This window comes from Devosia submarina, assembly GCF_003056345.1.
Lineage (GTDB): Bacteria > Pseudomonadota > Alphaproteobacteria > Rhizobiales > Devosiaceae > Devosia > Devosia submarina.
The window spans coordinates 1-21,657 of the sequence record NZ_PYWB01000020.1; the positions used below are offsets into that span (position 1 = coordinate 1).

Annotated in this window: 22 protein-coding genes, 1 tRNA gene and 1 pseudogene; 11 read left to right on the plus strand and 13 right to left on the minus strand. The window is 58.4% G+C overall.

What is annotated here, in order from left to right; all coding sequences use genetic code 11:
• Positions 1-321 precede the first annotated feature (321 nt).
• From DDE77_RS18940 to DDE77_RS18950, 3 genes are all read left to right on the plus strand, one after another.
• Complete coding sequence (locus DDE77_RS18940; RefSeq protein WP_157959959.1) at positions 322-2,487, plus strand: mechanosensitive ion channel domain-containing protein; 2,166 nt, start codon at positions 322-324, stop codon at positions 2,485-2,487.
• A 125-nt stretch (positions 2,488-2,612) separates the two neighbouring features.
• Positions 2,613-3,830: a lytic murein transglycosylase gene (locus tag DDE77_RS18945; protein WP_108399053.1), complete on the plus strand. Its 1,218-nt coding sequence runs from the start codon at positions 2,613-2,615 to the stop codon at positions 3,828-3,830.
• Between the two features lie 165 nt (positions 3,831-3,995).
• The gene (locus DDE77_RS18950; RefSeq protein ID WP_245895418.1) at positions 3,996-5,006 is read left to right on the plus strand and encodes an alpha/beta hydrolase; all 1,011 of its coding nucleotides are present in this window, start codon (positions 3,996-3,998) and stop codon (positions 5,004-5,006) included.
• Between the two features lie 454 nt (positions 5,007-5,460).
• Here DDE77_RS18950 and DDE77_RS18955 read toward each other — a convergent pair whose 3' ends face one another.
• The 5 genes from DDE77_RS18955 to DDE77_RS18975 form a co-directional block, all read right to left on the minus strand.
• Positions 5,461-5,874: a VOC family protein gene (locus tag DDE77_RS18955; protein ID WP_108399054.1), complete on the minus strand. Its 414-nt coding sequence runs from the start codon at positions 5,872-5,874 to the stop codon at positions 5,461-5,463.
• Between the two features lie 498 nt (positions 5,875-6,372).
• Positions 6,373-6,858, minus strand: coding sequence for a bacterioferritin (bfr, locus tag DDE77_RS18960; protein WP_108399055.1), 486 nt, complete (start codon positions 6,856-6,858; stop codon positions 6,373-6,375).
• Positions 6,824-7,135, minus strand: coding sequence for a (2Fe-2S)-binding protein (locus DDE77_RS18965; protein WP_108399056.1), 312 nt, complete (start codon positions 7,133-7,135; stop codon positions 6,824-6,826). Before DDE77_RS18965 ends, bfr begins: the two co-directional genes overlap by 35 nt.
• Positions 7,136-7,238: 103 nt before the next feature.
• Entirely contained in the window at positions 7,239-7,934 is a 696-nt protein-coding gene (locus DDE77_RS18970; protein ID WP_108399057.1) for a DUF599 domain-containing protein, read from the minus strand.
• 65 nt (positions 7,935-7,999) lie between these two features.
• The gene (locus DDE77_RS18975; RefSeq protein WP_108399058.1) at positions 8,000-9,037 is read right to left on the minus strand and encodes an aldo/keto reductase; all 1,038 of its coding nucleotides are present in this window, start codon (positions 9,035-9,037) and stop codon (positions 8,000-8,002) included.
• Between the two features lie 183 nt (positions 9,038-9,220).
• Here DDE77_RS18975 and DDE77_RS18980 point away from each other — a divergent pair.
• Positions 9,221-9,297: transfer RNA gene (locus DDE77_RS18980), tRNA-Met, on the plus strand.
• 70 nt (positions 9,298-9,367) lie between these two features.
• The gene (locus DDE77_RS19995; RefSeq protein ID WP_245895420.1) at positions 9,368-9,562 is read left to right on the plus strand and encodes a hypothetical protein; all 195 of its coding nucleotides are present in this window, start codon (positions 9,368-9,370) and stop codon (positions 9,560-9,562) included.
• Positions 9,563-9,877: 315 nt separating this feature from the next.
• Here the strand turns inward: DDE77_RS19995 and DDE77_RS20275 are convergent.
• Positions 9,878-10,876: pseudogene (locus DDE77_RS20275) on the minus strand (recombinase family protein); the annotation flags it as partial.
• A gap of 1,862 nt (positions 10,877-12,738) precedes the next feature.
• On the opposite strand from DDE77_RS20275, the gene DDE77_RS18995 reads away from it, so the two are divergent.
• From DDE77_RS18995 to DDE77_RS20280, 5 genes are all read left to right on the plus strand, one after another.
• Complete coding sequence (locus DDE77_RS18995) at positions 12,739-12,957, plus strand: hypothetical protein (protein WP_157959960.1); 219 nt, start codon at positions 12,739-12,741, stop codon at positions 12,955-12,957.
• Positions 12,958-13,035: 78 nt separating this feature from the next.
• Positions 13,036-13,788, plus strand: coding sequence for a metallophosphoesterase (locus DDE77_RS19000; protein WP_157959961.1), 753 nt, complete (start codon positions 13,036-13,038; stop codon positions 13,786-13,788).
• A 793-nt stretch (positions 13,789-14,581) separates the two neighbouring features.
• Positions 14,582-15,439 carry a plasmid recombination protein gene (locus tag DDE77_RS19005; protein ID WP_108399061.1) on the plus strand — a complete coding sequence of 286 codons (858 nt, stop codon included), beginning with the start codon at positions 14,582-14,584 and terminating at the stop codon, positions 15,437-15,439.
• Positions 15,440-15,547: 108 nt separating this feature from the next.
• Positions 15,548-15,898 carry a hypothetical protein gene (locus DDE77_RS19010; protein ID WP_108399062.1) on the plus strand — a complete coding sequence of 117 codons (351 nt, stop codon included), beginning with the start codon at positions 15,548-15,550 and terminating at the stop codon, positions 15,896-15,898.
• A 75-nt stretch (positions 15,899-15,973) separates the two neighbouring features.
• Positions 15,974-16,255, plus strand: a complete 282-nt coding sequence (locus DDE77_RS20280; RefSeq protein ID WP_108399063.1) for a helix-turn-helix domain-containing protein — start codon at positions 15,974-15,976, stop codon at positions 16,253-16,255.
• 116 nt (positions 16,256-16,371) lie between these two features.
• Here the strand turns inward: DDE77_RS20280 and DDE77_RS19610 are convergent, their stop codons facing one another.
• The 7 genes from DDE77_RS19610 to DDE77_RS19050 all read right to left on the minus strand — a co-directional run bounded on the left by DDE77_RS19610 (position 16,372) and on the right by DDE77_RS19050 (position 20,878).
• The gene (locus DDE77_RS19610; protein ID WP_245895425.1) at positions 16,372-17,460 is read right to left on the minus strand and encodes an abortive infection family protein; all 1,089 of its coding nucleotides are present in this window, start codon (positions 17,458-17,460) and stop codon (positions 16,372-16,374) included.
• A gap of 101 nt (positions 17,461-17,561) precedes the next feature.
• Positions 17,562-18,518, minus strand: coding sequence for a tyrosine-type recombinase/integrase (locus DDE77_RS19025; protein ID WP_108399064.1), 957 nt, complete (start codon positions 18,516-18,518; stop codon positions 17,562-17,564).
• Positions 18,518-18,865: a 4-fold beta flower protein gene (locus DDE77_RS19030; RefSeq protein WP_108399065.1), complete on the minus strand. Its 348-nt coding sequence runs from the start codon at positions 18,863-18,865 to the stop codon at positions 18,518-18,520. The genes DDE77_RS19025 and DDE77_RS19030 overlap by 1 nt, the downstream gene beginning before the upstream one ends.
• A gap of 115 nt (positions 18,866-18,980) precedes the next feature.
• Positions 18,981-19,184 carry a hypothetical protein gene (locus DDE77_RS19035; protein WP_108399066.1) on the minus strand — a complete coding sequence of 68 codons (204 nt, stop codon included), beginning with the start codon at positions 19,182-19,184 and terminating at the stop codon, positions 18,981-18,983.
• A 364-nt stretch (positions 19,185-19,548) separates the two neighbouring features.
• Positions 19,549-19,920 (minus strand): hypothetical protein, encoded by a 372-nt coding sequence (locus tag DDE77_RS19040; RefSeq protein WP_108399067.1) that lies wholly within the window; start codon positions 19,918-19,920, stop codon positions 19,549-19,551.
• A gap of 32 nt (positions 19,921-19,952) precedes the next feature.
• Positions 19,953-20,501: an ImmA/IrrE family metallo-endopeptidase gene (locus DDE77_RS19045; RefSeq protein ID WP_108399068.1), complete on the minus strand. Its 549-nt coding sequence runs from the start codon at positions 20,499-20,501 to the stop codon at positions 19,953-19,955.
• 5 nt (positions 20,502-20,506) lie between these two features.
• Positions 20,507-20,878 carry a helix-turn-helix domain-containing protein gene (locus tag DDE77_RS19050; protein WP_245895426.1) on the minus strand — a complete coding sequence of 124 codons (372 nt, stop codon included), beginning with the start codon at positions 20,876-20,878 and terminating at the stop codon, positions 20,507-20,509.
• An 89-nt stretch (positions 20,879-20,967) separates the two neighbouring features.
• Between DDE77_RS19050 and DDE77_RS19055 the strand changes: the two genes are divergently transcribed.
• Positions 20,968-21,171, plus strand: a complete 204-nt coding sequence (locus tag DDE77_RS19055) for a hypothetical protein (RefSeq protein ID WP_108399070.1) — start codon at positions 20,968-20,970, stop codon at positions 21,169-21,171.
• Positions 21,172-21,657 lie beyond the last annotated feature (486 nt).

Consider the following 21,657-nt stretch of genomic DNA (forward strand, 5'->3'; position numbering starts at 1 on the left):
AACTTCGAAACAACAAAACCCCCAGTCAGAAATGACCGGGGGTTTTTGCGTTCTGGGGCAAAGGAAGGGCAGGGCAAGGCAAGGCCAGGGGCGGGGGCCGAGTACGCACTTCGCCTTAGATAAAGGAAGTGGATTAGACGCAAAAGCTCATTAGGGGAGCACAGAGCAAGCACTCGGCCGGGTAGCTACCCCGTACGTCAATGAGGGCTGATAACGATTAGTAGAGTGGTTCAGGCAGTGCGCCAAAACCACAACGCCTTGCACTCGGCACATTCGCGCCTTAGGGCAGGCGGGCTCGACTTCATCTGGCTGGATCACTGCATGCCCAAAATCGCTGCCCTGCTGTTCCTCATGTTCTTCCCCCTTGCGGCTCACGCGCAGACACCGGTGTCGGCGCCAGAGGCTCCGTCAGCAGAGGCCAGTATCGAAGAACTGGTCCAGATCCTGCAAAACGACGAAACCCGGGCTCTGTTGATTGAACGGCTTCAGCAAACAGCTGGGGAAGGAGAGGCTGGGGCGCTCGAAGCGGAAACCGATCTTAGCCTAGTCCGGCAATTGTCGCAGTACACGCAAAAGGCTGCGCGGAGCACTGCGGAGACTTTTGACTCTCTCGGGCGAATATTCAGAGACATCGGGCGGGGCCTCAGCACCACCGAGGGCGATGAGGTCAGGGTGTTTCTTGATCTCGCGGCCAATCTCGTTCTGGTTGGGACTGCCCTGTTCGGCGCCCTGCTTTTGTTGCGAGTGCTTGCCGTTCTGGCAGAAAAACAGATCGCGCACCGGGTAGAAGGCAGGAGATTGCCCTTGCGCGTGGTTGGAGGCGTTGGAGCGACGTTGGTTGATGCGCTTTCCATCGTGCTCGCCTGGGCCACAGGCTATCTGATCACGCTGTTTTTTGTCGGGCCAAGTTCAATCCGCATAGAGCCGGGTCATGCCCTGTTGCTGAACGCGTTCCTGTTGGTTGAGCTGGCCAAGGTGATTGCGCGCTTTGTTCTGTCGCCGCGCTTTGGAGCACTGCGGCTTATTCCGGTTACGGATGAGAATGCCCGATACTGGTATTTCTGGCTGTCGCGGATTGTGTCGCTGATCGGGTATACCTTTTTGTTTGTTTCGCCACTGGTGGCGGCGAACCTCGATCGTGGTCTTGCCTCGGCCGTGCAGGTGGTGGTGATGACAACGGCAGTCATCATTGGCATCGTCGTGGTGCTGCAGAACAAGGATGATGTGCGGCTGTGGCTCAGGGAATTGGCGGCGCGGCGGCACAATGATGGCTATGGACAGGTGCTGCTGTTGATCGGGCGGTATTGGCATGTGTTTGCCATTGTGTACCTGCTTTCCCTGTTGATCGTCTGGTTTGCCAATCCTAACCAGGCTTTACCCTTCATGATCGGGGCGACGGTGCAGTCGCTTGTGGCTGTGCTGGCGGGAACGTTGCTGTTCCGTTTTATCGCAAGCTTCGTTACGCGGGATCTGCATGTGCCGGGCGAGATCAAGGAGAGGCTGCCGCTTCTTGAAACACGGCTGCAGACCTTTGTGCCCACAGTGATGCATGTGGTTCGTTGGGCCATTCTCGTTGCTGTAGTGCTGGCGGTGCTGCAGGCGTGGCGCCTGTTCAACTTTGTGGGCTGGATTAGCAGCAGCAATGGGCAGGCGGCGGCCGGGGCGATTTTCTCGGCAGTGCTGATCGTGGTGATCGCCTTTGCCGTTCACGTGGCGGTGTCGTCCTGGATCGAGTACCGGCTCAACCCCGATTTCGGCAAGGTGCCGAGTGCAAGGGAAAAAACGCTGCTGGGCTTGTTCAAGAACGCCTTCACCATTGCCCTGGCGGTGTTCGGAATCATGCTCACCCTGGCGCAGATCGGGGTCAACATCGCGCCCTTGCTGGCGGGCGCCGGGGTGATCGGGCTAGCCATCGGATTTGGTGCGCAAAAGCTCGTGGAGGACATCATCAATGGTGTGTTTATCCAGCTCGAAAACATCATGAACGAGGGCGATGTAGTGGCTGTAGGCGACAAGTCCGGCGTGGTCGAGAAGTTGACTATCCGCTCCGTCACCATTCGAGACATGACAGGGACCGTGCACCTGATCCCCTTCTCGTCTGTGGCACAGGTGTCCAACATGGTCCGTGGCTTCTCCTTCCATGTTGCGGAAATCGGCGTCGCCTATGAGAGCGATATTGAGGCGGTAAAAACAGCCATGAAGGACGCGTTTGCTCTCCTCATGCAGACCGAGCACAAGGATGATATTCTTGATGAGCTCGACATGCAGGGCATCATTGCTTTCGCCGATTCAGCCATTACGGTGAGGGCTCGCATCAAGACGTTGCCAGGCAAGCATTGGGGCGCGGGCCGCGCTTATAGCGAGATCCTGAAGCGTGTGTTTGATGAGCGGGGAATCGAGATTCCCTATCCGCATGTCACCTATGTTGCCGGTTCGAATAGCAAGCCGGGGCAGCCGGGCCTGCTAGCGCCGGTGCCGGCGACGTGATCGGCTAAGCCGTTTGCCTTAAGCCGATCTTAATTTGATGGGTTAAGAATTACCGGAGGCGGCCGTTGCGGCACAAGGGACGCCGGTTCGACCGCCACCCCGGTTTGCGTATCTCGAGGCTCATCATGATCGCTTTTGCAGGCGCGGCTTTGCGCCCGTTTTCCCGTTTTTTGGCCATTGCCCTTGGCGGCGTCCTTGCGCTGAGCCCTGTTGTGGAGGCCCATGCCAACAGCGCGGAGTTCGTGCGCAGTCTCTGGCCCTTGGCGGAACAGCGGGGCGTGAGCCGATCTGCGTTCGATTCTGCTTTTTCGGGCTATAATTACATTCCCAAGGTGATGGAGCTGACGGGCAAGCAACCCGAGTTCCGCCAAACGGTGCAGCAATATATCGACAAGCGCGTGACCGCAGCGCAGGCCAGGAAAGGCCAGGCCATGCGCGGGGAATGGGCACAGACGCTGGCGGGTTCGCAGCAGCGCTGGGGCGTGCAGCAGGAGATAGTGCTGGCGATCTGGGGCATGGAAACCAATTTCGGCGGGTTCATGGGGGGCGAGAACACGATCCATGCCCTGGCGACGCTGACTGAAGGTGGCTATCGGCGGGATTTCTTCCGCGAAGAATTGCTGACGGCGCTTCGCATCGTTTCGGATGGGCATGTAAGCCCGCGTAACATGGTCGGCTCCTGGGCCGGCGCCATGGGCCATACCCAGTTCATGCCATCGAGCTTTATGGCCTATGCGGTTGATTACAATGGTGATGGGCGCAAGGACATCTGGAATTCGGTGCAAGATGCGCTGGGGTCCACAGCCAATTACATGCAAAAGCATGGCTGGCGCCCGGGCGAGACCTGGGGCTATGAAGTCAAGTTGCCGCAAGGGTTCGACTTCGCCCAGGCGCGCGCCATGGACCGGGCGCCCCTCTCGCAGTGGCAAGCCATGGGCGTACAACGGGTTTCCGGACGGCCGTTCCCCCGCGCCAGCGACATGGGCCGGCTCTATATGCCGGCAGGGGCGAGCGGGCCGACTTTCTTGCTGCTCCCCAATTTCGATGTGATCAAGCGCTACAATAATTCGGACAGCTATGCGCTAGCAGTGGGTCATCTGGCAGACCGGATCCTGGGCGGAGGCGGGTTCGCGACGCCCTGGCCATCGGGTGATTATGCGCTCACCACTTCGCAGCGTGCGGAACTGCAGAGCCTGCTGAACCGTGCCGGGTTCGACGTGGGTGCGCCCGATGGGGTTATCGGGCCCAAGACGCGCGCCGCGGTGATCGCCTACCAGACGCGCATGGGCCTTCCGGCCGATGGTTACATCTCCGGTCGCCTGTTGGAAAGGCTCAAGCGTTAACCCTCTGTTAACCATCTTCGCGCACCCTTGAAGGGCTTAAGTAGAGGGCAGGCTGGTCTCGCAGATTGAGGCGCCTGCCCTCGCCCATTGGTGGGCTTGCGCCACAATCAGCGCGGCTTTGGCTGCTAGGCAGTTCATCTCCACAAATCCAAGAATCACATCGTCATGCCCGTTTTGCCTTCGCTTCTGCGACGCCTGCTGCTTCCCCTGCTGGTGGCCCTCGTCATGCTCCCGGTTCAAAGCTTTGCCCTTTCGGTTATGGACCCGTTTAACCTGCCGGCGTCCATGGATGCAGGCACGGTCAAGGTGGGCGATGGCATTCCTTATGCGGATGGCAGCCGGCACAAGCTCGATGTTTATGCGCCTGAAGCACGGGGCGCGGCAGCACCAGTTGTGTTCTTTATCTATGGCGGTGGCTGGAACCGGGGTGAGCGCAGCGACTACCAATTCGTCGGGCGGGCCTTGGCCTCGCGCGGCTTTGTGGTGGTAATTGCCGACTATCGCCTGGTGCCCGAAGTGCGCTATCCGCAGTTCCTCGAGGACAGTGCCAAGGCCTTGCGTTGGGTGCAGGATAGTATTGCCCTTTATGGTGGCGATCCCAAGCGCTTGTTTTTGGCCGGGCATTCGGCCGGCGCCTATAATGCCGTGATGCTGTCGCTGGACCCTTCGTTTCTGCGCGAATATGGGGTGACCCTTCCCATATTGGGGGTGGCAGCCTTGTCCGGGCCTTATGATTTTTACCCGTTTGAATATGGCGAAGTGCGCGAGGCCTTTGGCTCGGCACCCAATCCGCAGGGCACGCAGCCCATCAATCTGGTGACCAGCGAAAGCCCGCCCATGTATCTGGCGACGGGCACGACCGATCCGATCGTGCGCATGCAGAACACCGAGCGCTTTGCCCAAAAGCTCAAGGACAATGGGGTATGGGTCACGACGCGCTATTATGAGGGTTTCGGGCATATGGAACCCGTGATTGCCATGGGGGCCTTGTGGCGCTGGCGCATGCCTGTGCTGGACGACATGGTGGCGTTTTTCCAGATGTTCGGGGCCTTCCCAAGCGGAGTGCCTTATGTGGCTGTGGCGCCCAATGCCCCCGAACAGCTGCCGGAAGCCATCGCTCCCATGGAGCAGATCATCCAGCAGATGAATTCAATGTTCCAGCCGATCGAGCAATAAACACTCCTTTGAGGCAGGACCAATGCCCGGCTCCGAACTGGTCGGAGCCGGGTAAAGGCTGAAGCGGCTCTGGCGAGGCGTGGCCTCGGGGGGTAGAAGGTTGCGCAATGGGTGAGGCCAAGCCTCGCCAGAGCAACAGGCTCATCGTTTCGTCGGTTTGGTGACGCGAGCAACCCTGCTCGCCGCGCGCGACGGCCGCTGCATCGGTGCTGAAGCCGATGGTTTGGCCTGGATGGCTGGTTCAGCCACCATCCTGTCGCTCGTGCCCCCGGAATTAAAGGAAGGCTCACGAAACCGGCGGGATCAGAAACGGGTGACCCCGTTCCACCTGCCTCGCATTCCGATCACTCGTCATGACCGCGCTTCGAAATGCGATGGGCACAGCATAGGGCCGTGCTCGGGCAGGGGGGATAAGCGGGATAAGTTTTTTGTTTTTGCTGCGGGCGGGGCTTTCCTAGAACACCGGTTCTATGTGCACGGCATCGGCTGAGCGGGTAGAGGGGCCATGGAAGACGGCTTCGATGTTGTTGCCGTCAGGATCCAGCACGAAGGCGCCGTAATAGCCGGGATGGTAGGGGCGTTCGCCAGGTGCGCCATTGTCCGTGCCGCCTCCGGCAAGAGCTGCGGCGTGGAAGGCGTCGACACTGGCTCGGTCCTTGGCCTGAAAGGCGAGATGAATGTGTGTCGGTGGCGTATTTGGGTCTGCGGCGTCGACATAGAGTTCATCAAGTTGGAACCAGTTGTCGCCGCTTGCCGTGACAGTGAAGCCGAGCACGGCAAAGATGGCTTCGTAGAAGCTGCGGGATTTCTGGAAGTCCTTGGCGCGCAGATGGACATGGTCGATCAGGCGGCCGGTGTAATAGGTCATGGGGGGCTCCTCCGGTTATTGGCCGATGTTTTCACATTGGATTTTTGGTGCAAGGGCTGGTGTGGGCTTGGGGCGTGTCATCAGGGGAGGCGGCGGGGCCGCCGCATAAATTCTCCAACGGCCTTATGGTGAGCCTATTGAAGCATTGTACCGGGCGAGTGGAGGCTTGGGTGCCACGCCTCGTGGTTCGACAGGCTCACCATGAGGGCTACTGGGAGGGACGGCGCGACACTCCCCTATATCGGGGCTCTCGCACCCCCTCCCAGCCTTCCTCGTCGAGGGGGAGATGCAGCCCGGTGCGTAGGGCGGAATTGGTGATTGGGCAATTGGGTGCTGCTGAGGCCTCATGGTGAGCTTGTCGAACCATGGGGTCGGGTGAATGGAGGCGGGGGGTGCCACGCCCTCGTGGTTCGACGGGCTCCCCATGAGGGCTACTGGCGGCCAAACATAAAACCGCCCGGAACGGGGTTCCGGGCGGCTTGAACATTTGGGGGCGATTTATTCGGCTTCGTTGGCCGGGACGGCGTTGAGGAGGCCGTAGCGCTCTTCGCCGATCTTGCTGAGCAGGTCGAGCTGGGTTTCAAGGAAGTCGATGTGGCCTTCCTCGTCGGCCAGCAGCTCGTCGAACAGCTGCTTGGATACATGGTCATGCAGCTGGGAGCATAGTTCGCGGCTGGTACGGTAGGCTTCGCGGGCTTCGTATTCGCCGGCCAGATCTGCCTCGAGCACTTCCTTGATGGTCTGCCCGATTCGCAAGGGGGCGACCCGCTGCAGGTTTGGATGGCCTTCCAGGAAAATAATGCGCTCGATCAGGCGATCGGCGTGGTGCATTTCCTCAATGGATTCAGCGCGTTCCTTGCTGGCCAGCCTTTTATAGCCCCAGTCGTCCAGGAGGCGAAAATGCACCCAATACTGATTGACTGCTCCAAGTTCGAGAAAGAGGGCCTCGTTAAGCCGCTCTATGACTTGTGCTTCGCCTTTCACGACGTACTCCACTCTGCTGTTTCTTAAGCTTTTCCAGCCCGGCCTGGAATTGAACCAGATCGCCGGGGGGATGGGCCTGTTGCGCGTGGTAGTTTTCCGTGACGCGAACGATAATGTCCACCACATTCGGCACACAGCCGCTGCATTTTGCGCGGCGGTTAAGCTCGCTGTAAACCTTGGCAGGAACCACCAACTGCCAGGGATCGGCACGCAAGAGATCCAGGACAATGTCCTCGATTTCCTTGCTGGTGATCATGTTGCACTGACAAACGAGCATGGCGCGTCCATGGAAACGGCTGGCTGGAAGATGGCCGCATAAAGCGACCACATTAGCTGAATGTCAATGTCATATATCGGTGATTGTCGTGCCTTCTCCCCGGCTAGAGCTGCTTGCCCTGTTGCCGGCGGGCGGCAATCACGGCGGCCGAGGCCGCGGTACGGTGGGCCGAGGAGAAGAACTCGCGATGGGCAAGGATCAGCACGGTGGCAATGCTGACGGCCACCGGAAGCCAATCCGATACGAACCAGGCAACGGCGGGCACGGAGAAATAATAGGCGCGAATGCCGCTGTTGAAGTTCTTGGCGCCAAGGGCATTCATGCGAGTGATGGCGTCGAGTTCTTCATCGCTGGAGGGTTCGGAATGATCCATGGCGCCCAGCATGATGCAGAAATGGTTGAACTGGCGCAGCGACAGGGTGAAGGCGAAGAAGGCCATAACGAACATGGCCAGCATAACCAGAAGATGCAGCTGGATATCGGCGCTAGTGTAGACGCGGTTGAGCGAAAGGGAATTGAGCGCTTCCATCAAGGCCGGTACCTGCCCGAACAGGGCAAAGATCGCCAGGATCAGCAGCACGGCAGTGGACGCAAGGAAGCTCACCGAGCCCATGATATTGCCCGACAGGATCGCGTCGAACGGATTGTCGCGCCGGCTCGCATTGGCCACCCAGCGGCGGCGCTGCATGTTCATGATGACGGAAAGCGACGGCCGCAGCTTTTCCACCTGCGGCACGATGATGTTGTAGGCAAAATAGCACAGGAGGGGGAAGAGGGTGGAAATCAGCGTCGTCGACAAATGTGCCCCCGCAATGCGTGCCTTGAGTGTTTTATAGCCCAGCCTTTGTGAAAGGCGAGGCCTGCCTAGATTGTGCGGGGATAGCGGCGGTGGATGGCTTCGATTTCTCCCAGGATCTCGGGAGAGAGTTCCACATCCTTGGCGCCGATGGCATTGGCCAACTGCTTGGTGGAAGTTGCGCCGATGATCACCGAAGTGGTGAAGGGGCGGGAAAGGGCAAAGGCGATGGCCAATCGGGCGACATCGAGCCCGTGGCGCTGGGCGAGGGCCATATATTCCTTGGTGGCGGCTTCGGAGTGGGGATTGTGGCGCCAAAAGCCCTTCTGGTAGTCGGCGCGGCTGCCCTTGGGCATTTGCCCGTTATTGTATTTGCCGGTAATGAGGCCCCCCGCGAGAGTTGAATAGGCGAGCAGGCCCACATCTTCGTGGTGGCTGAGCTCGGCCAGATCCAGATCGAAATGGCGGCGCAGCAGGCTATATTCGTTTTGGACAGAGGCGAGGCGGGGCAGGCCCTTGGTTTCGGCGATGCGCAGCCATTGCCCAATACCCCAGGCGGTTTCGTTGCTGACCCCGATGTGGAGGAGTTTGCCTTCCCTTACCAGATCGCCCAAGGTTTCGAGCATGTCCTCGATATTGGCGAGCACATCGGCGGTGTCCTGCGTGTGCGGCTGGTAGGTCCAGGAGCCTTCGAAATTATAGCTGCCGCGGCCGGCCCAGTGAATCTGGTAAAGATCAATGCGGTCGGTTTGGAGGCGCTGGAGGCTGCTTTCGACGGCCATTCGGATGGTCTTGCCGTCGGTGCGCGTGCCGTTGCGAATGAAGTCCACCGGACCGCCGGCGACTTTGCTGGCAAGGATCCACTGATCGCGCTTGCCGGTCTTGCGGAACCAGGTGCCGATGATTTCCTCGGTGCGCCCAGACGTCTCAGGACTGCGGGGCACGGCGTAGATTTCGGCCGTGTCCATGAAATTGATGCCAGATTCGAGCGCCATGTCGATCTGCGCATGGCCCTCGGCCTCGGTGTTCTGGCTGCCCCAGGTCATGGTGCCCAGGCAAAGTTCGGTGACCCGCAGATCGGTGCGGCCAAGCGGCTTCAGTTTCATGTGGAGGCTCTTGAGAGGTATTGAGGAGGCGCGAACACACTAATCATTGTTGTGCCAAAAAGAAGGGCCGACGGCCATGAAAATGGCTCTGTCAAAAAAGCGTCACGCGGTGACGTTTAGGGGTTGAGCTATCCGCCATCACCCCCTATATACCCCTCACGTCGCGGCGAAAGCTGCACTTGACGCGGGATGGAGCAGCCCGGTAGCTCGTCAGGCTCATAACCTGAAGGTCGCAGGTTCAAATCCTGCTCCCGCAACCAACGCACCCCTAAATGCTCCGGCGTTTGGGGGTGTTTCCTTTTTGTCGACCAGCAATTCTGCAAGCAGGCCATGGACTTGGATGTCCACCGGCTGGCGCGGACCCGTGGACGTAATGACGACTTTGTCGATCATACCGCGCATTACCTCGAAGAGCGCGTCGCGCGGCTGGCCTTCCCTGATGCCCTCAAGATGCAAGCGCAGCTCGCTGATAATCTGGCGATATTTGTCGGCGGCGGCCGGGTGCAGGGTGACGACTGGCGTTGAAAGGTCGAGCGCTGCGAGCTGCTCGCGTACGCTGTCGCGCTCCGCCTCGAGCTTGCGCAGCCGATCGGTCAGTGCAGTGGTGGCGCGTCCGTCGACGATCAGGTCGACGATGTTGTCGATCTGCTTGTCGAGCTCGGCAGCTTTGGCGGTCAGGCTGGTCAGATGGTTGCCGGTTGTCTCGAGCAGCACGCGGCGCGTGGCGTGGTATTCAGCCACGTAAGCCGCGATCATGTCCGGATCGGCAAGGTAGCTCTCCAGGGCCGCGAGAACGCGATCCTCCGCATGGGCGCGGGTGATCGATCGATTGTTGTGGCAGTCGCCGCGCTCGCGGTTACCGGCACAACTTATGCGGTCGTTGCCGATCACGGTGTAGCTGGCGCCGCAGCAGCCGCATTTGGTGAGGCCGGACAGCAGGTGCCTGGGCTTGGCAGCGACGGGACCGTGATCGTGCGTGCGTTCGGCTTTGCGCGCAGCGCCGAGGCCGAAGATGCTGCGATCGACGATCGCCAGGTGCGGGACTTCGGAACGTTGCCATTCCGATTCCGGATTGAGACGTGAGACGCGCTTGCCGGTGGCCGGGTTCTTGACGAAGCGCTGCCGGTTCCAGACCAGCTCGCCGATGTATAGCCGGTTTTGCAGGATGCCATTGGCACGGCTTTTCGAGCCATTAATGGTTGACGAGTTCCACTTGCCGCCGCGTGGGCCGGGGATGCCCTCGGCATTAAGGGCGGTGGCAATTTCACGAGGCGTCCGGCCCCCGACATAGTCGGCAAAGATGCGCCGTACGATCACGGCTTCGCGCTCGCTGATTTCGAGCTCACCCGGTTTGCCCGGTACTGATCGATAGCCGAAGCTCAAGCCGCCGCCCGACGCGCCAGCAGCGACACGCGCCTGCAGGCCGCGCCGGGTCTTGTTGCCCAGCTCGGTGAGAAACACTTCGCTCATCAGCCCTTTCAGGCCGGCATGCATCGCAGTGACCGTACCGTCGCTCACCGTCATGATACGGATACCGAGGAAGGTCAGCTCGTCGCGGATGCGGTGGAGGTCGGCCTGCTTGCGGGCAAGGCGATCGAGATCTTCGCAGACCAAGACATCGAAGCGCTTCTCGCGTGCCATGCGCAGCAGCCCGGCTAGGCGCGGCCGATTGAGGGCGCTGGCGCCGGAGACGGCTTCGTCGGCAAAGCTGGCGACAACGAACATTCCCTGCCGCTCAGCCCAGCTCTCGCAATAGCTGATCTGGTCTTGGCAGGACTTTTCGTTTTGAAGGTCGGAGCTAAAGCGGGCGTAGATCGCGGCGCGGGTCGTAGATTTCATCTTGTCTGGTATCCCGCAAATGGTCCTCAATGGCCTGTTGACGCGCTAAGGCTTTCACAAATTCAAGCATTGCAGCATCAGCATTCATACGCTGCCGCCCATGCTTGGCTTCTGTCAACGGAGGGGGCCTGTTGGTTGCGGGTCGCATCGTGACTAAACACGACCCACGAGCTGGAGGCTGGCATGATGCTGCACAGGCGAAGCACTCGCCTCCATGACCTCCAGTTCGTGTTCCATTGTAGCAACCTGCCGTTTTCCTGTCGCGCCACGAGCGACCGAGAAACGAAAACACTGGTTCCGCCAATAAAATATCGGGAAAGCAGCAATTCTGCAGATAATTTAGGTTGCGATTTCCGCCCTTGTGGATTTTTCACAAATTCGCACAAGCTGTTGTTATAACATAAGTATTCATGAAGTGGGTTTGGAAAAAGTATTTCCTTGGTGCCGCCCTCAGGGCAGAAGATGCTTACCTTCTCGAATTACCGCTGACTTTGGGATTGACCCGATTGTACTAGGTCGGGAGGCGGGATTGCCGCCGCTGCGGTGCGCGCAGAGTGGAGAAGTGGGCTTGGCGGTGGCTCTGCCTCAGAAGCGGGCCGTGGATACCACCGGCGTTGCTTAAAGCTCGAGAAGCTTTTAGGGGGCATGATGTGCGGCTTTTCTTCGTTAACCTCGGGTGAGCTTGTCCGCGGAAGCGGCGTTCAGGCATCGAGGAGGTCCGGTCCGCTAACGTTCTTTTCTTCAGTTTCTTCGAGTAAGTGTTCGATGACCTATCCTGGACCTTGGAAGGTTTGGAATATGCCTGGCGCTGTATAAGGTGGGTGCAGGAAGACGATCTGCGTTTTGAAGCTTAGGTCAAATCGCAAAGAAACGTCGGACAGACACAAGCTATGCCGTCGACATCTGGCACTGCGGGAGGCAGCGCGCAAACCCTGCGATCAATTTTAGCCGCCGCTTGGCGAGGCACGTAACCTCGCTTTGCGAGACAGTCTCGGCCACCAGCCCGTTGCCTGCTCGGGAAATGCGCAACTATCGAATGGGAGGTTCCGACCCCAAGGTGTGATTTACGCTGTTCGGAAAGAATCCAAACGGTTTACGTCGACCGTAAACGACTAAGCCCCTGATAAATAACAGCAATCGGATCAATTTTACGAATTTACGATTTTACGCCCCGACATATATGTATATTATTATAGTGCATAAACGTGTGTGCGCGTAACAGTGAGCATGTCTGTATCTATATATATATCTATAGCGTAAAAATGTAAAAACCCACTCTCACATGTTCTTAGTCATTGAAATCTATAGGATTTTCTCGCTTACGCTAATTTTACGGTTGAATTTACGGCCGTTAACATCCTGTTTTTAAAGAACTACGTTGGTGAGCCTTCAAGACTTGATTTGTGAGTGTCGGCTTGGGGGAACAAACCCCAAGTGCGGTCTAAGCCGCGGTCTTATTGCCCAAGCGGCAGTTTCACTGTTGTCTGAACTTGGGAAGCCGCTTAAGTGCTAGCAAGCCAGCTATCTCTTGAAGCCGTCCGCTGACTTGGCCTGATGCTATCTAAGTCGCCCTTCATCCCGCAAATTTTAAAGCCGGGGACCAAGATTCAAAGATGGGAAACTTCGAACCTTCGCGACTTTAGTCGCCTCTGGGGGCACAATTTTCACAAGCGCCGGCCAAATCTCCGCGTTGCAGAAATATTTCTTAAGTTTTCGCGAAGGTGAGAGTTCGGCGAAGAGCTTGGAAGACTGGTCCCCTTCTGCAGTAGCGGCTGAGTTTTTCGCAAAGTGTACAAGATTCCAGGGCCTTGCGTAGCTGCATCGACGCCGCCATCACTGCCGCTCACTACGGAGTAAGTGGCTTGAAAAAACCTATACTGGCAGTGCCCGGCCGCATTCTTGTGCCATACCTCACACGAGCAGAGATTGAACTGCGTGTGGAAAAATGCCTGCTGGAATTGGGAGAGGAATTCGACATCGGGTATGTGGCAGCGGTCGTCGTAGCGCGAGACTACATCAACGAAGCATTCTTCGACCTGCTCGGACTCCCGCCCAATGATTCGTCAGATGAGGATGAATAGGGTCACGCTCCAATCGCTGGTGCCAACCAACTCGCGCGGAGTCGAATTGGAGTTACGTCGAAGCTCAGGGGAACTGCCGTGAAGATTTGGCTGGCGAGTGATCTACATACCGACGCGGCCTGCTGGGAGCCGCGGGTGGTGCCCGATCATGATGTGCTCGTGCTCGCCGGCGATATCGCCAACGGTCCGGGTGCAGCAGTCGCGGAACTGAGGCGGATCCAGGTTTTGACTGGTCGACCGATCATTTTCGTGCCCGGCAACCACGATGTCTTGGACAGCACATTGCGTCCGCCTGAGTTTCAAGGGCTGGCCTGGCCGATCGTCATTTTGCGGGCCGGCGCGTCGATCAGGATCGAGCGTGTGCGTTTTGTTGGTGCCACCCTCTGGACCGACTTCGAGCTCAACGACCTCGGCGAGATAGCGCAGCGCTGGGCGATTTCGAGTATGCCGGAATTCTCGACCGTGCGACATGAAACCGAAGACCGGTTCATAACGCCACGTGACGTGGGATTTGAGCACAACGACGACCGAGCTTCCCTTGAGGCGGCTTTGAGTAGGCCACACGAGGGGACAACGGTCGTTGTGACCCACCATGCTCCAAGCGCCCTATCAATCCCAGAGGACTCTTGGCACGAGAGGTGGCCCGCCTATGCGTCAGACCTTGAGGCCATGATCAGGCGGTTTCAGCCCACTTTATGGGTGCATGGACATATCCACGAGCCGCAAGACTACATGATCGATGCGACAAGGGTGCTGTCCAACCCGAGAGGGTACCCCGGTGGCTGGGACCAGATCCGCGCATGGCGAGAAGAGCTCGTTATAGAGCTCTGAACAGTCGCACGGGATGGATGTTTTCGCAGCATTACGGAGCGCATGCTCGGTGCACGCCCCCCTCCCCAGCATCAATTTCAGCGCCAGACCGGCAAGAAAGAATTTCAGGAAAAAACGGGCGTAATACGCCACCCGTTTTCCCCCGAAATTCTGCCGGTCTATGGCGCTGAAATGGACACTGGAGCCAAGGGGGCCGTTTGACTCCCAAGACACGCCCAGGGCCGAAGAGGCCCTTGCCCCCCAAGCCACGGCTTGGGGGGATGATGAGGGTGGGGCGTGTCTTGGGCGTCAACCGAGACAAGCTCGTGAGCAGAGGGAAGAAGTGTGAGCGCAGTCGATGACCAATTCGCGGGTTGACCTGAGTCCATTGGCCCACACTCGCCCCATAACCCAGCCCCTGGCTGGGGGGCGAGGTCCGAAGGACCAGGCCAAGGGGAACAGGTCAAGCTGAGCTCAAGGTTCCGGGAAATTGCCCACAGGGCGATTTTCTGGAAGCTCAGCGACCCCGAATTTGTCAGCGAGTGTGCTCGGCTATTGTGGCGCTGAGAGGGTCCAGGGAGAGGCGCAGCACTCTCTTGGTGGTAGTTTCGAAAGAAGGCAAAGCCTTCTTCGTGGGGGTTTTGAAAGGAGGGCAACGCCCCCTTCACCGAAACGCGTAACGAAGTTACGCAGAGTAGGTTCACTCGTAAAGATATCGCCGTAACGGAAACTCGTAGCCGTAAACTCGAGCATTTCCGATTTTCATGACCTCGGTGGATGCTGCTCAGGTACTAGAACACCTGGATGCTCACACATGGAAAACACATCAGCAAAACTTACCCCTAAAGCCAATCCTCATGCGATCTCGATCCGCTTGGGGTCTCGCACCTATGGTCAGGTCACGGGTTCACGCAACCATGATCTTCGTCTCGGCCGCATCCCAAAATACGTGAGGCAGGACCAGTCTCACCTCAACGACACCTTGATCAAGCCAGCCACGGCGCCAGAGTTTCGGGACATTTGTGAAGAGCGGCGCGCCAACCGCCAAGTTGGTAAAGCGCGCCGCGGCCTGCGCTCAGACGCAGCTGTAATGCGGGACGGCATCATAACCTTTGGCACGCAGGCTCAGACGGTGTTTGAAGCCCTTGATCGGGAGACGCAAAACAAGGCGTTTACCGCCGTCGCAGAGGCTATTGCCACACGTCTCAAAACAACTCTCAACGGTTTGGTGGTGCACAGGGACGAAACCGCCATCCATGCCCATTTCGACCTAGTGGCGGTAAATGTCGACGGGCACCCCATTAGTCAGGCCAATAGTCAAAGCGATTTTAGCCGCCTCCAGGATCTGGCAGCAGAAATCATCGCCCAGTTCGCTCCTCAAATTCAGCGGGGCCATAAAAAATATGACCGGCTGAAGGCTGGGGCGAATTTCTCCGACACTGTGCATCGCTCAGTGAAACAGTTGCATGAGGACCTCCCGCAGGAGATCGAAACGAGGAAGCTGGCCCTCGCCAAGCTCAACAAGAACATCGCTGCCACAGAGGCGAAACTTGCAGAGGAAACAGAGGACCAGGCACGCCTGCAAAAACGGCTTGCCACTTACCAGGACCGCCTCGCCCGTCAAACGGCAGAGCTCGACGAGCTTCAGGCAACTCAAAAGGCGCTGCATTAAAAGATCATCGATGACGCGAAAGCCGAGGGTGAGGCTGAGAGGAAAAAGATCATTGAAGCTGCTCGCATCGAAGAGCAGTCCATCAAGGCCCAAGTTGAGGCAGACCGTTTGGCCGCCATCTCAATCGCCAAGGACCAGGCTCATGCTCTCATGGAGGGTTTCGAGCTTGCCATCGTAGGCAAAATCGAGCCGGTGATGAGAGACAATCAGCCAAGATGGCTGATCAATGGGTCCCTTGATGATGGGGCCAGAAAGCGTCTGAGCATGGCTAATCGCTTTGGACTCCGGGCCCTGGTCGAAAAATTCCACGGTCTCATGAAATCGCTCCAGGAGCGGCTTCTCAAAGCGACGAGGCTGGTGACGGAACTTGAGCAGCTCCGGGACGAAATGACCCCTACCCAACAGGCTAAGTTTGACCTGGCGAAAGGTCAGGTGGATCTCGAAGAGATGACCCTCTGATCGCGATTAGCGGAATGTGCAGAGTACTGCGCATTCCGCTTGTCGCCGTTGGAACTGCGCAATACTCTGCACATTATGATATTTATCGATGAAATAGCAGAACTCGTCCGGGCGGCACGGAAAACCCGCAACATGACCCAGCTTCAGCTCGCAGAGCGAAGTAAGGTTAGCCTGCGGAATATTGTCGCGTTTGAAAACGGGCACGCCCCAAACCTCTGTTTTATCTCCTTGGCCAGAATCCTGACGGCCACCGGACTTGAGCTCCAGGTTGTCGAGGCCAGAAGCCGCCGACCCACCTATGAAGACCTCCTTGCTGAGCAGGAGCATGAGCGCAGGAAGGGAGCATTAGATAGCTAGCTAGCTTGCGTTTCAGCAGAGGGACCAACCCGGGCCATTGGCTGGGGCTGGTCGTCCTATGTCCTTCGCTCAGGGTCTCACCATTGGGCAGTCGGGCTTACGCCGTCAAACCGTGATTAGCTTTTGGTTTTGCCATCCATCGGCCGATCGGCCTGCCTGAACCGCCATGTTGAAACTAGAAACGTGGCCATCGTACCGGCGAGATTGACGGCCAGCTCGGCGTGGCGAGCGCTAGGTTTTACGCGAAGCGGGCCCTCGCTGTGAGCGTCGCTGATCTTGTTCCGGAGCGAACCAAGGGATTCGACGATCGACTGGCAACTGCCCAGGATCTGCTTGAAAACCTGCTCGGTGTGCAGGTCCGGCGCCAGGTTAAGGATACCGGCGAGCTTGCGATAAAGAACCGGCAAATCATCCTTTTCCTCATAGGTCTCGCCGGCCTCGTGGATGATCCACTTGCACACGTCCTCGAGCAACGTGCGGGAGAGGGTGATGGCCCCCTCAGGGTTGTTGGCGCGCCGCTGGAGTGCGGCTTCCCATCGGGCATGCACCGCGTCCGGATTGAAGGCTTGCAGCGTTGCAGAGATGGCTGCGTCCGAGGGGGCACCGACCTGTAGCTGTGCCACGGTATAGACCGGGCTGCCGGACATAAGGCGCTTAACCTGCAGCACGAACCCGTCGTGCCTCAGATGCCCGTTGATGTCCTTGACCAGTTGAGCCTGCCCCTCGGGGTTCTGCGCGATCGGGTCCGTCACCTCCTGCAGGAAGCGGAAGAACTGCTGCTGTGAGCAGGTCAACAGACCCAGAAACTCAAGCAGCTCCTGCTGGGTCCAGTCGTCATTGCGGACCGTGTGCTGGTAAATCGCATCTTCGAGTGTCCCAGGGTTACTTCGAAAGACGTCGGGTTCATATGGCGACGGCATGTCGGCGATCGGCCACACGCGCTTGATAAAGTCGACATGCTCCAGCTCGGTCGCCAGCGGCACCCCCTCAAACAGGGCAATGATCCGCCGCCGGGTGAGGTCGGAAACGTGGGTGCGGTCATATTCGTCGATTTTGGCGACCAGCTCCGCCAGGTCAAAGTTCTCATTGTCCTCGAGAAACAGCCGTGCCGCGTCGACGACGCGGTCTGGCCGGAGCGCCTGCAGACGCGTGGACGCGTAACGGAACTTGCTGTTGAAGGCCTCGTCCTTGTCGCCCGCTGCCAAGCCAAGTCGCTCGCACAGCGCTGGCACGTCATAAGCCTTGTAGTCTGAGATGGCGTTGGCCAAGGCGCCACGCAGCTGCCCTATGAGCTTCGTCTGCGCGTTCAAATCAGCACCCTCTCCACTTCGTCCAGCGTCACCTCGTCGGAACGGCGATCGTACAACTGCGTCGTCCGCGTCGAGCTATGGTTCGCCATGGTGGCGGCGCGCTCCAACGTGCCGCCGTTCTTGAGGTAGGCCGTGATGCCGGTTGCGCGGAAGGTGTGATTGCCGATCTTGGTGCCGATGTCGGCCGCAAGGGCACGTCGCTGCACCATGGCATAGGTATTCGCCTGGGGCAGGGGCCGTCTGGAAAGGGTTTTACTGGCCCGGTCAATCGTCCGGAACAAGGGGCCTTTGGCATCACCGGCAATGCCTGCAGCGTCGATATAGGCGTGCAGGTATTCCTCAAGGTTGTGGTGGCACGGCATCTCATGCCGTTTGCCGCCCTTCTCGTGCAGCCGCACCCACAGGCGTCGGCTCTGGGTGTAGACGTCCTCCACCTTCATGCCGGTGACGGCGCCGATGCGCGCAAAGCTGTAGACCATAAGGCCAATCAGCGCCCGATCGCGCAGACCCCCGATGGTGGTACAATCAATGGCATCAAGCAGGGCGCGCGCCTCCGAAGGTTCTAGTACCGGCGTTTTGCCGCGTTTGACGCTATGGCTGGGGCCGCGCACCGACGCGGCCGGATTGACCGGCACAACCTGTTTCACCACCAGCCAGTCGAACAGCATGCGTACGGCAGCCAGGCGCTGCTTGGCCGTGGGCGCTGAATGGCTGTCCGTCAGCATTTCCACCCATGCTGCTACGTGCAACGGCTGCACGTGCGCGATCGACGGCACGTTGGATTCGCCGCACCAGGTCATGAAATCACCAACGGCGCGGCCATAGGCGCGCCGCGTATTCGGGTTGCGGATATGCGAGACGAAGAGTTCCAGGAAGCTGATAGAAGCCTGCTGCCCGGCCCGAGCGACAAAAGCAGGGACATTGGCAGCGGCTCCGGCGCGGATCAGCTCCATCAGAATGGGCTTTCGTCTGACCACGAAGAGCTGCGCGCCGCCATTGCAGGCACTGCAGCAATTGCCGGACGGGCTGGAACGGCTGCAATTGCCGGCCGCGCCGGCACTGCGGCGAGTGCGGGGCGGGCAACACCCATGCCGCCGGCCTTCCTCATGAAGCCGAGCACCTGGCCGTAGTGGCTGCGCGCATGGTCATCATGCCACCAGCCGACATGCTGGCCTTGCCAGTTGTAGATGCTGGAGCCGCGGATAAAGGCGACGTGGTGCCCATGCAGGTCCAGTATCCACCCCCGGTCGGTGTCGACCCAATTTTTCACCCGGCCCAAACGGTCAAAGAACGGCTCCATGTCTCCTCCTATATATGTTTGATAAAGAACATTATCACACATACCCGGGCGTGACAATTTTCACCGTCGACATCACCTATTCAAAAATTATGTGAGCCTGGTCACATTGAGGCGGCTAGGACTGGTCGTCATCTTTGCGGCGGCTTTTCCACTCGAGCGATCCCCACTTCACGTGCAGCTCGCGCTCACGCCGGCGACGGCGCGAGTTCGGGCGAGTGAGCAGATTGGGGATTTGTGTGGCTAAGACGCCGAAAAGAATCTCAATCCAGTCCGGAATGCTTTCAAGCATCCGGATGGCCTGCTTCTCTTTTATAGACATGAAAAAGCCCGCCTAAAGAGGCGGGCGACGGCGACCAAAAGGTCGATCACCCTTGTTTCAAAGGGCGATAATGGAGCATGCCTTCGCATGCAAATTTGGCATAGAAAAACTGCGGGTGCCGAATGGTCGTTCGGCTGGGTGGTGCCCGGCGCTCCTCGTGGAGGCGACTGCCTCACTCGTCAGGGTCTAGCCCATCTTCTCAAACGCTGCGACTCGGATCGACACCTTCGTCCGACCGGAACCATGTCAAATTTTTACCCCACGGGAAACAAAAAACCCGCCATGCGGCGGGTTGGGCGAGATCTGACATCTATATTTCGGACTGTATCCCGTGCCCCGAAAGATGGCAATGTCAGGCACAAAGCTATTCGCCAGTGTTGAGGTCCCGACCGATCAAGTTCATTCCTTGCCAAGACAAGGTGACATTGAACAGTTTAAACAGCTGCAGAAACTCTGCAGGCGTAAGCTCAATATCGACCTTTTTAACCTCTGGGACACCGGCGCTTTGCAGCAAAACCCGAGCTTCGTCGGCATCCTTTGCGGACACCAGATAGCCTGAAATTGAGGAATACCCGTTGTCGCCGATGTAGAGGTTTAGGCCTACGAGGATTTCACCGTCCTGCTTTTGGCCGCGCTTTTCGAGCAACGCCTGGATACTGTTTTCCAAGGTGTTGTCGGCAGCGGCTTCTCCAGTCCAGTCGCCGTATTGGGCTTCAGCCCGAAATGTCTCGGTCATATTGATCTCCCTCGATAATAATCACTAGCGCGCTAGGCTGCAGCCCGCTTACGCGCGCCGCTGACGTTTATGCGCATCTGTACCACTTCGCGAGAAGTCCCATAAAACTCCGCGGCATCTGGTACTGACATGCTTTGCTGAACAATGAAGAGAGCAGCCTCCTCGGAAATCAACAGCGCCGGCCCGAGCCAGTTCGCTTCTTCTTCGTGATCAGGATTATGGGAACGCTGACCGTCTGCCCCAAAAAGCGCTGTCACGGGGTGACCTAAAAGAGCATGAGCGATTTCATGGGCAATATTCGAAGCCTGCCGGCCGGAGTCGTGGGCGTCGTTATGAACGATCCAGCGTTTGCCTTGGGTCTGCAGTGTGACCGCCGAAAATTCCTTCCGACCCGGGCCCTTGGTGTAAAAGGCGATATGGGCTGGATCCGCTTCGAGCTTACTTAGGTCGAGAAGAGGCAGGCCGAGATGGTCACAAAGCTTTCGCGGGCACATCGGCCCTGCCGGAGGGATCCCCAGCTCCAAGCGCAGGTCACGCGCCCAGCCATTGGCCTCGGTCTTGAACCCACGACGCAGACCCATGCACGCTAGTCCTGAATTTTGCGGATTTGTTCGTAGGCAGCTTTGATTATCGCCTCCATCGCGATGGCCCCTTCCTTAGATAGGTTAGGATCCGCGCGGAACAATGCTGTAACCTCCGCCAGAGGCTCAGTTTTCTGCCGTCCTTCGCCGGTGATGAAATCATCAGCACGTAGCCCAGACCAGGCACATAACGCCGATAAGCTATCGACGTCGGGCTTTCGGCCTTGCGACATCCGCGTGAGGGTCGAGGCCGGCACCTTGGCCTGCTCAGCAACCTTCTTCCAAGTAAGATTTTTGGCGCTGCGCGCGGAGTCGAGCGCGGAAAAGAACCTCTCCCCGTCAAACCTGTGGGAAACTGGCTCGTTGCTATCTTGCAATTTCATTCCTATTAAGCAACATGGGTGCGTTGCGATGTTGCAACGTAAAACCGCATTGGCAATCGATGCGTAAACTATGGAGTCTCCCCATGTCAAAGGGAAAAGGCAGCGGGCCTTACCGCAGCGTCATCTCGGGCCGTTACGTCACCACTGCTCATGGGCAGCGTAGCCCCCATACCACCGTGCAAGAGGCGCCCGGCCGCAGCGGCAGCGTTGGCGGCGCTCACCGCAATGCGACCTCGGGCCGTTTCGTGACCGGCGGTCATCCGCACAATACGACGCGGGAAAAGTAGGTGGGCCCCGGCCCACGGTGGTATCCTCCCCTTTACCGGTAGCGGTCCAGGTCATCCTGGGCCGCTATTCTATGTGTCCTGCGTTCTGGTGGGTGCTGACAAGCAGTTCAGCAAGCAAGCTAGCTTGCCCATAAGGTCCAGAAGACCCGATCCTCATCGTTCAGGTGAGCTTTTGTGGGAGCAAAGGTGAGCTTCTATGGGAGTTCCGAGCTGCCCGCTATTGATTTTCCAGTCTTTTTTCTTCCGAGAGCCGCAAAAGATTGCCTGAAAATCCCATAAAGCTCACCTTTGCTCCCATAGAGGTTCACCTCAGGTGGAGACATGAAAGATGGCTCAGATCGGTTTTGTCAGAGCTGCGCAGTGAATAGCCCCTAGATTTGTAGACGCCTTCTTCCCTAATTTTGAGGCAAGGAGGCCTTTATGGGCAAAGCCAATTTCACCGACGAGTTCAAGCGGGACGCGGTGCGTCAGATCACCGACCGGGGT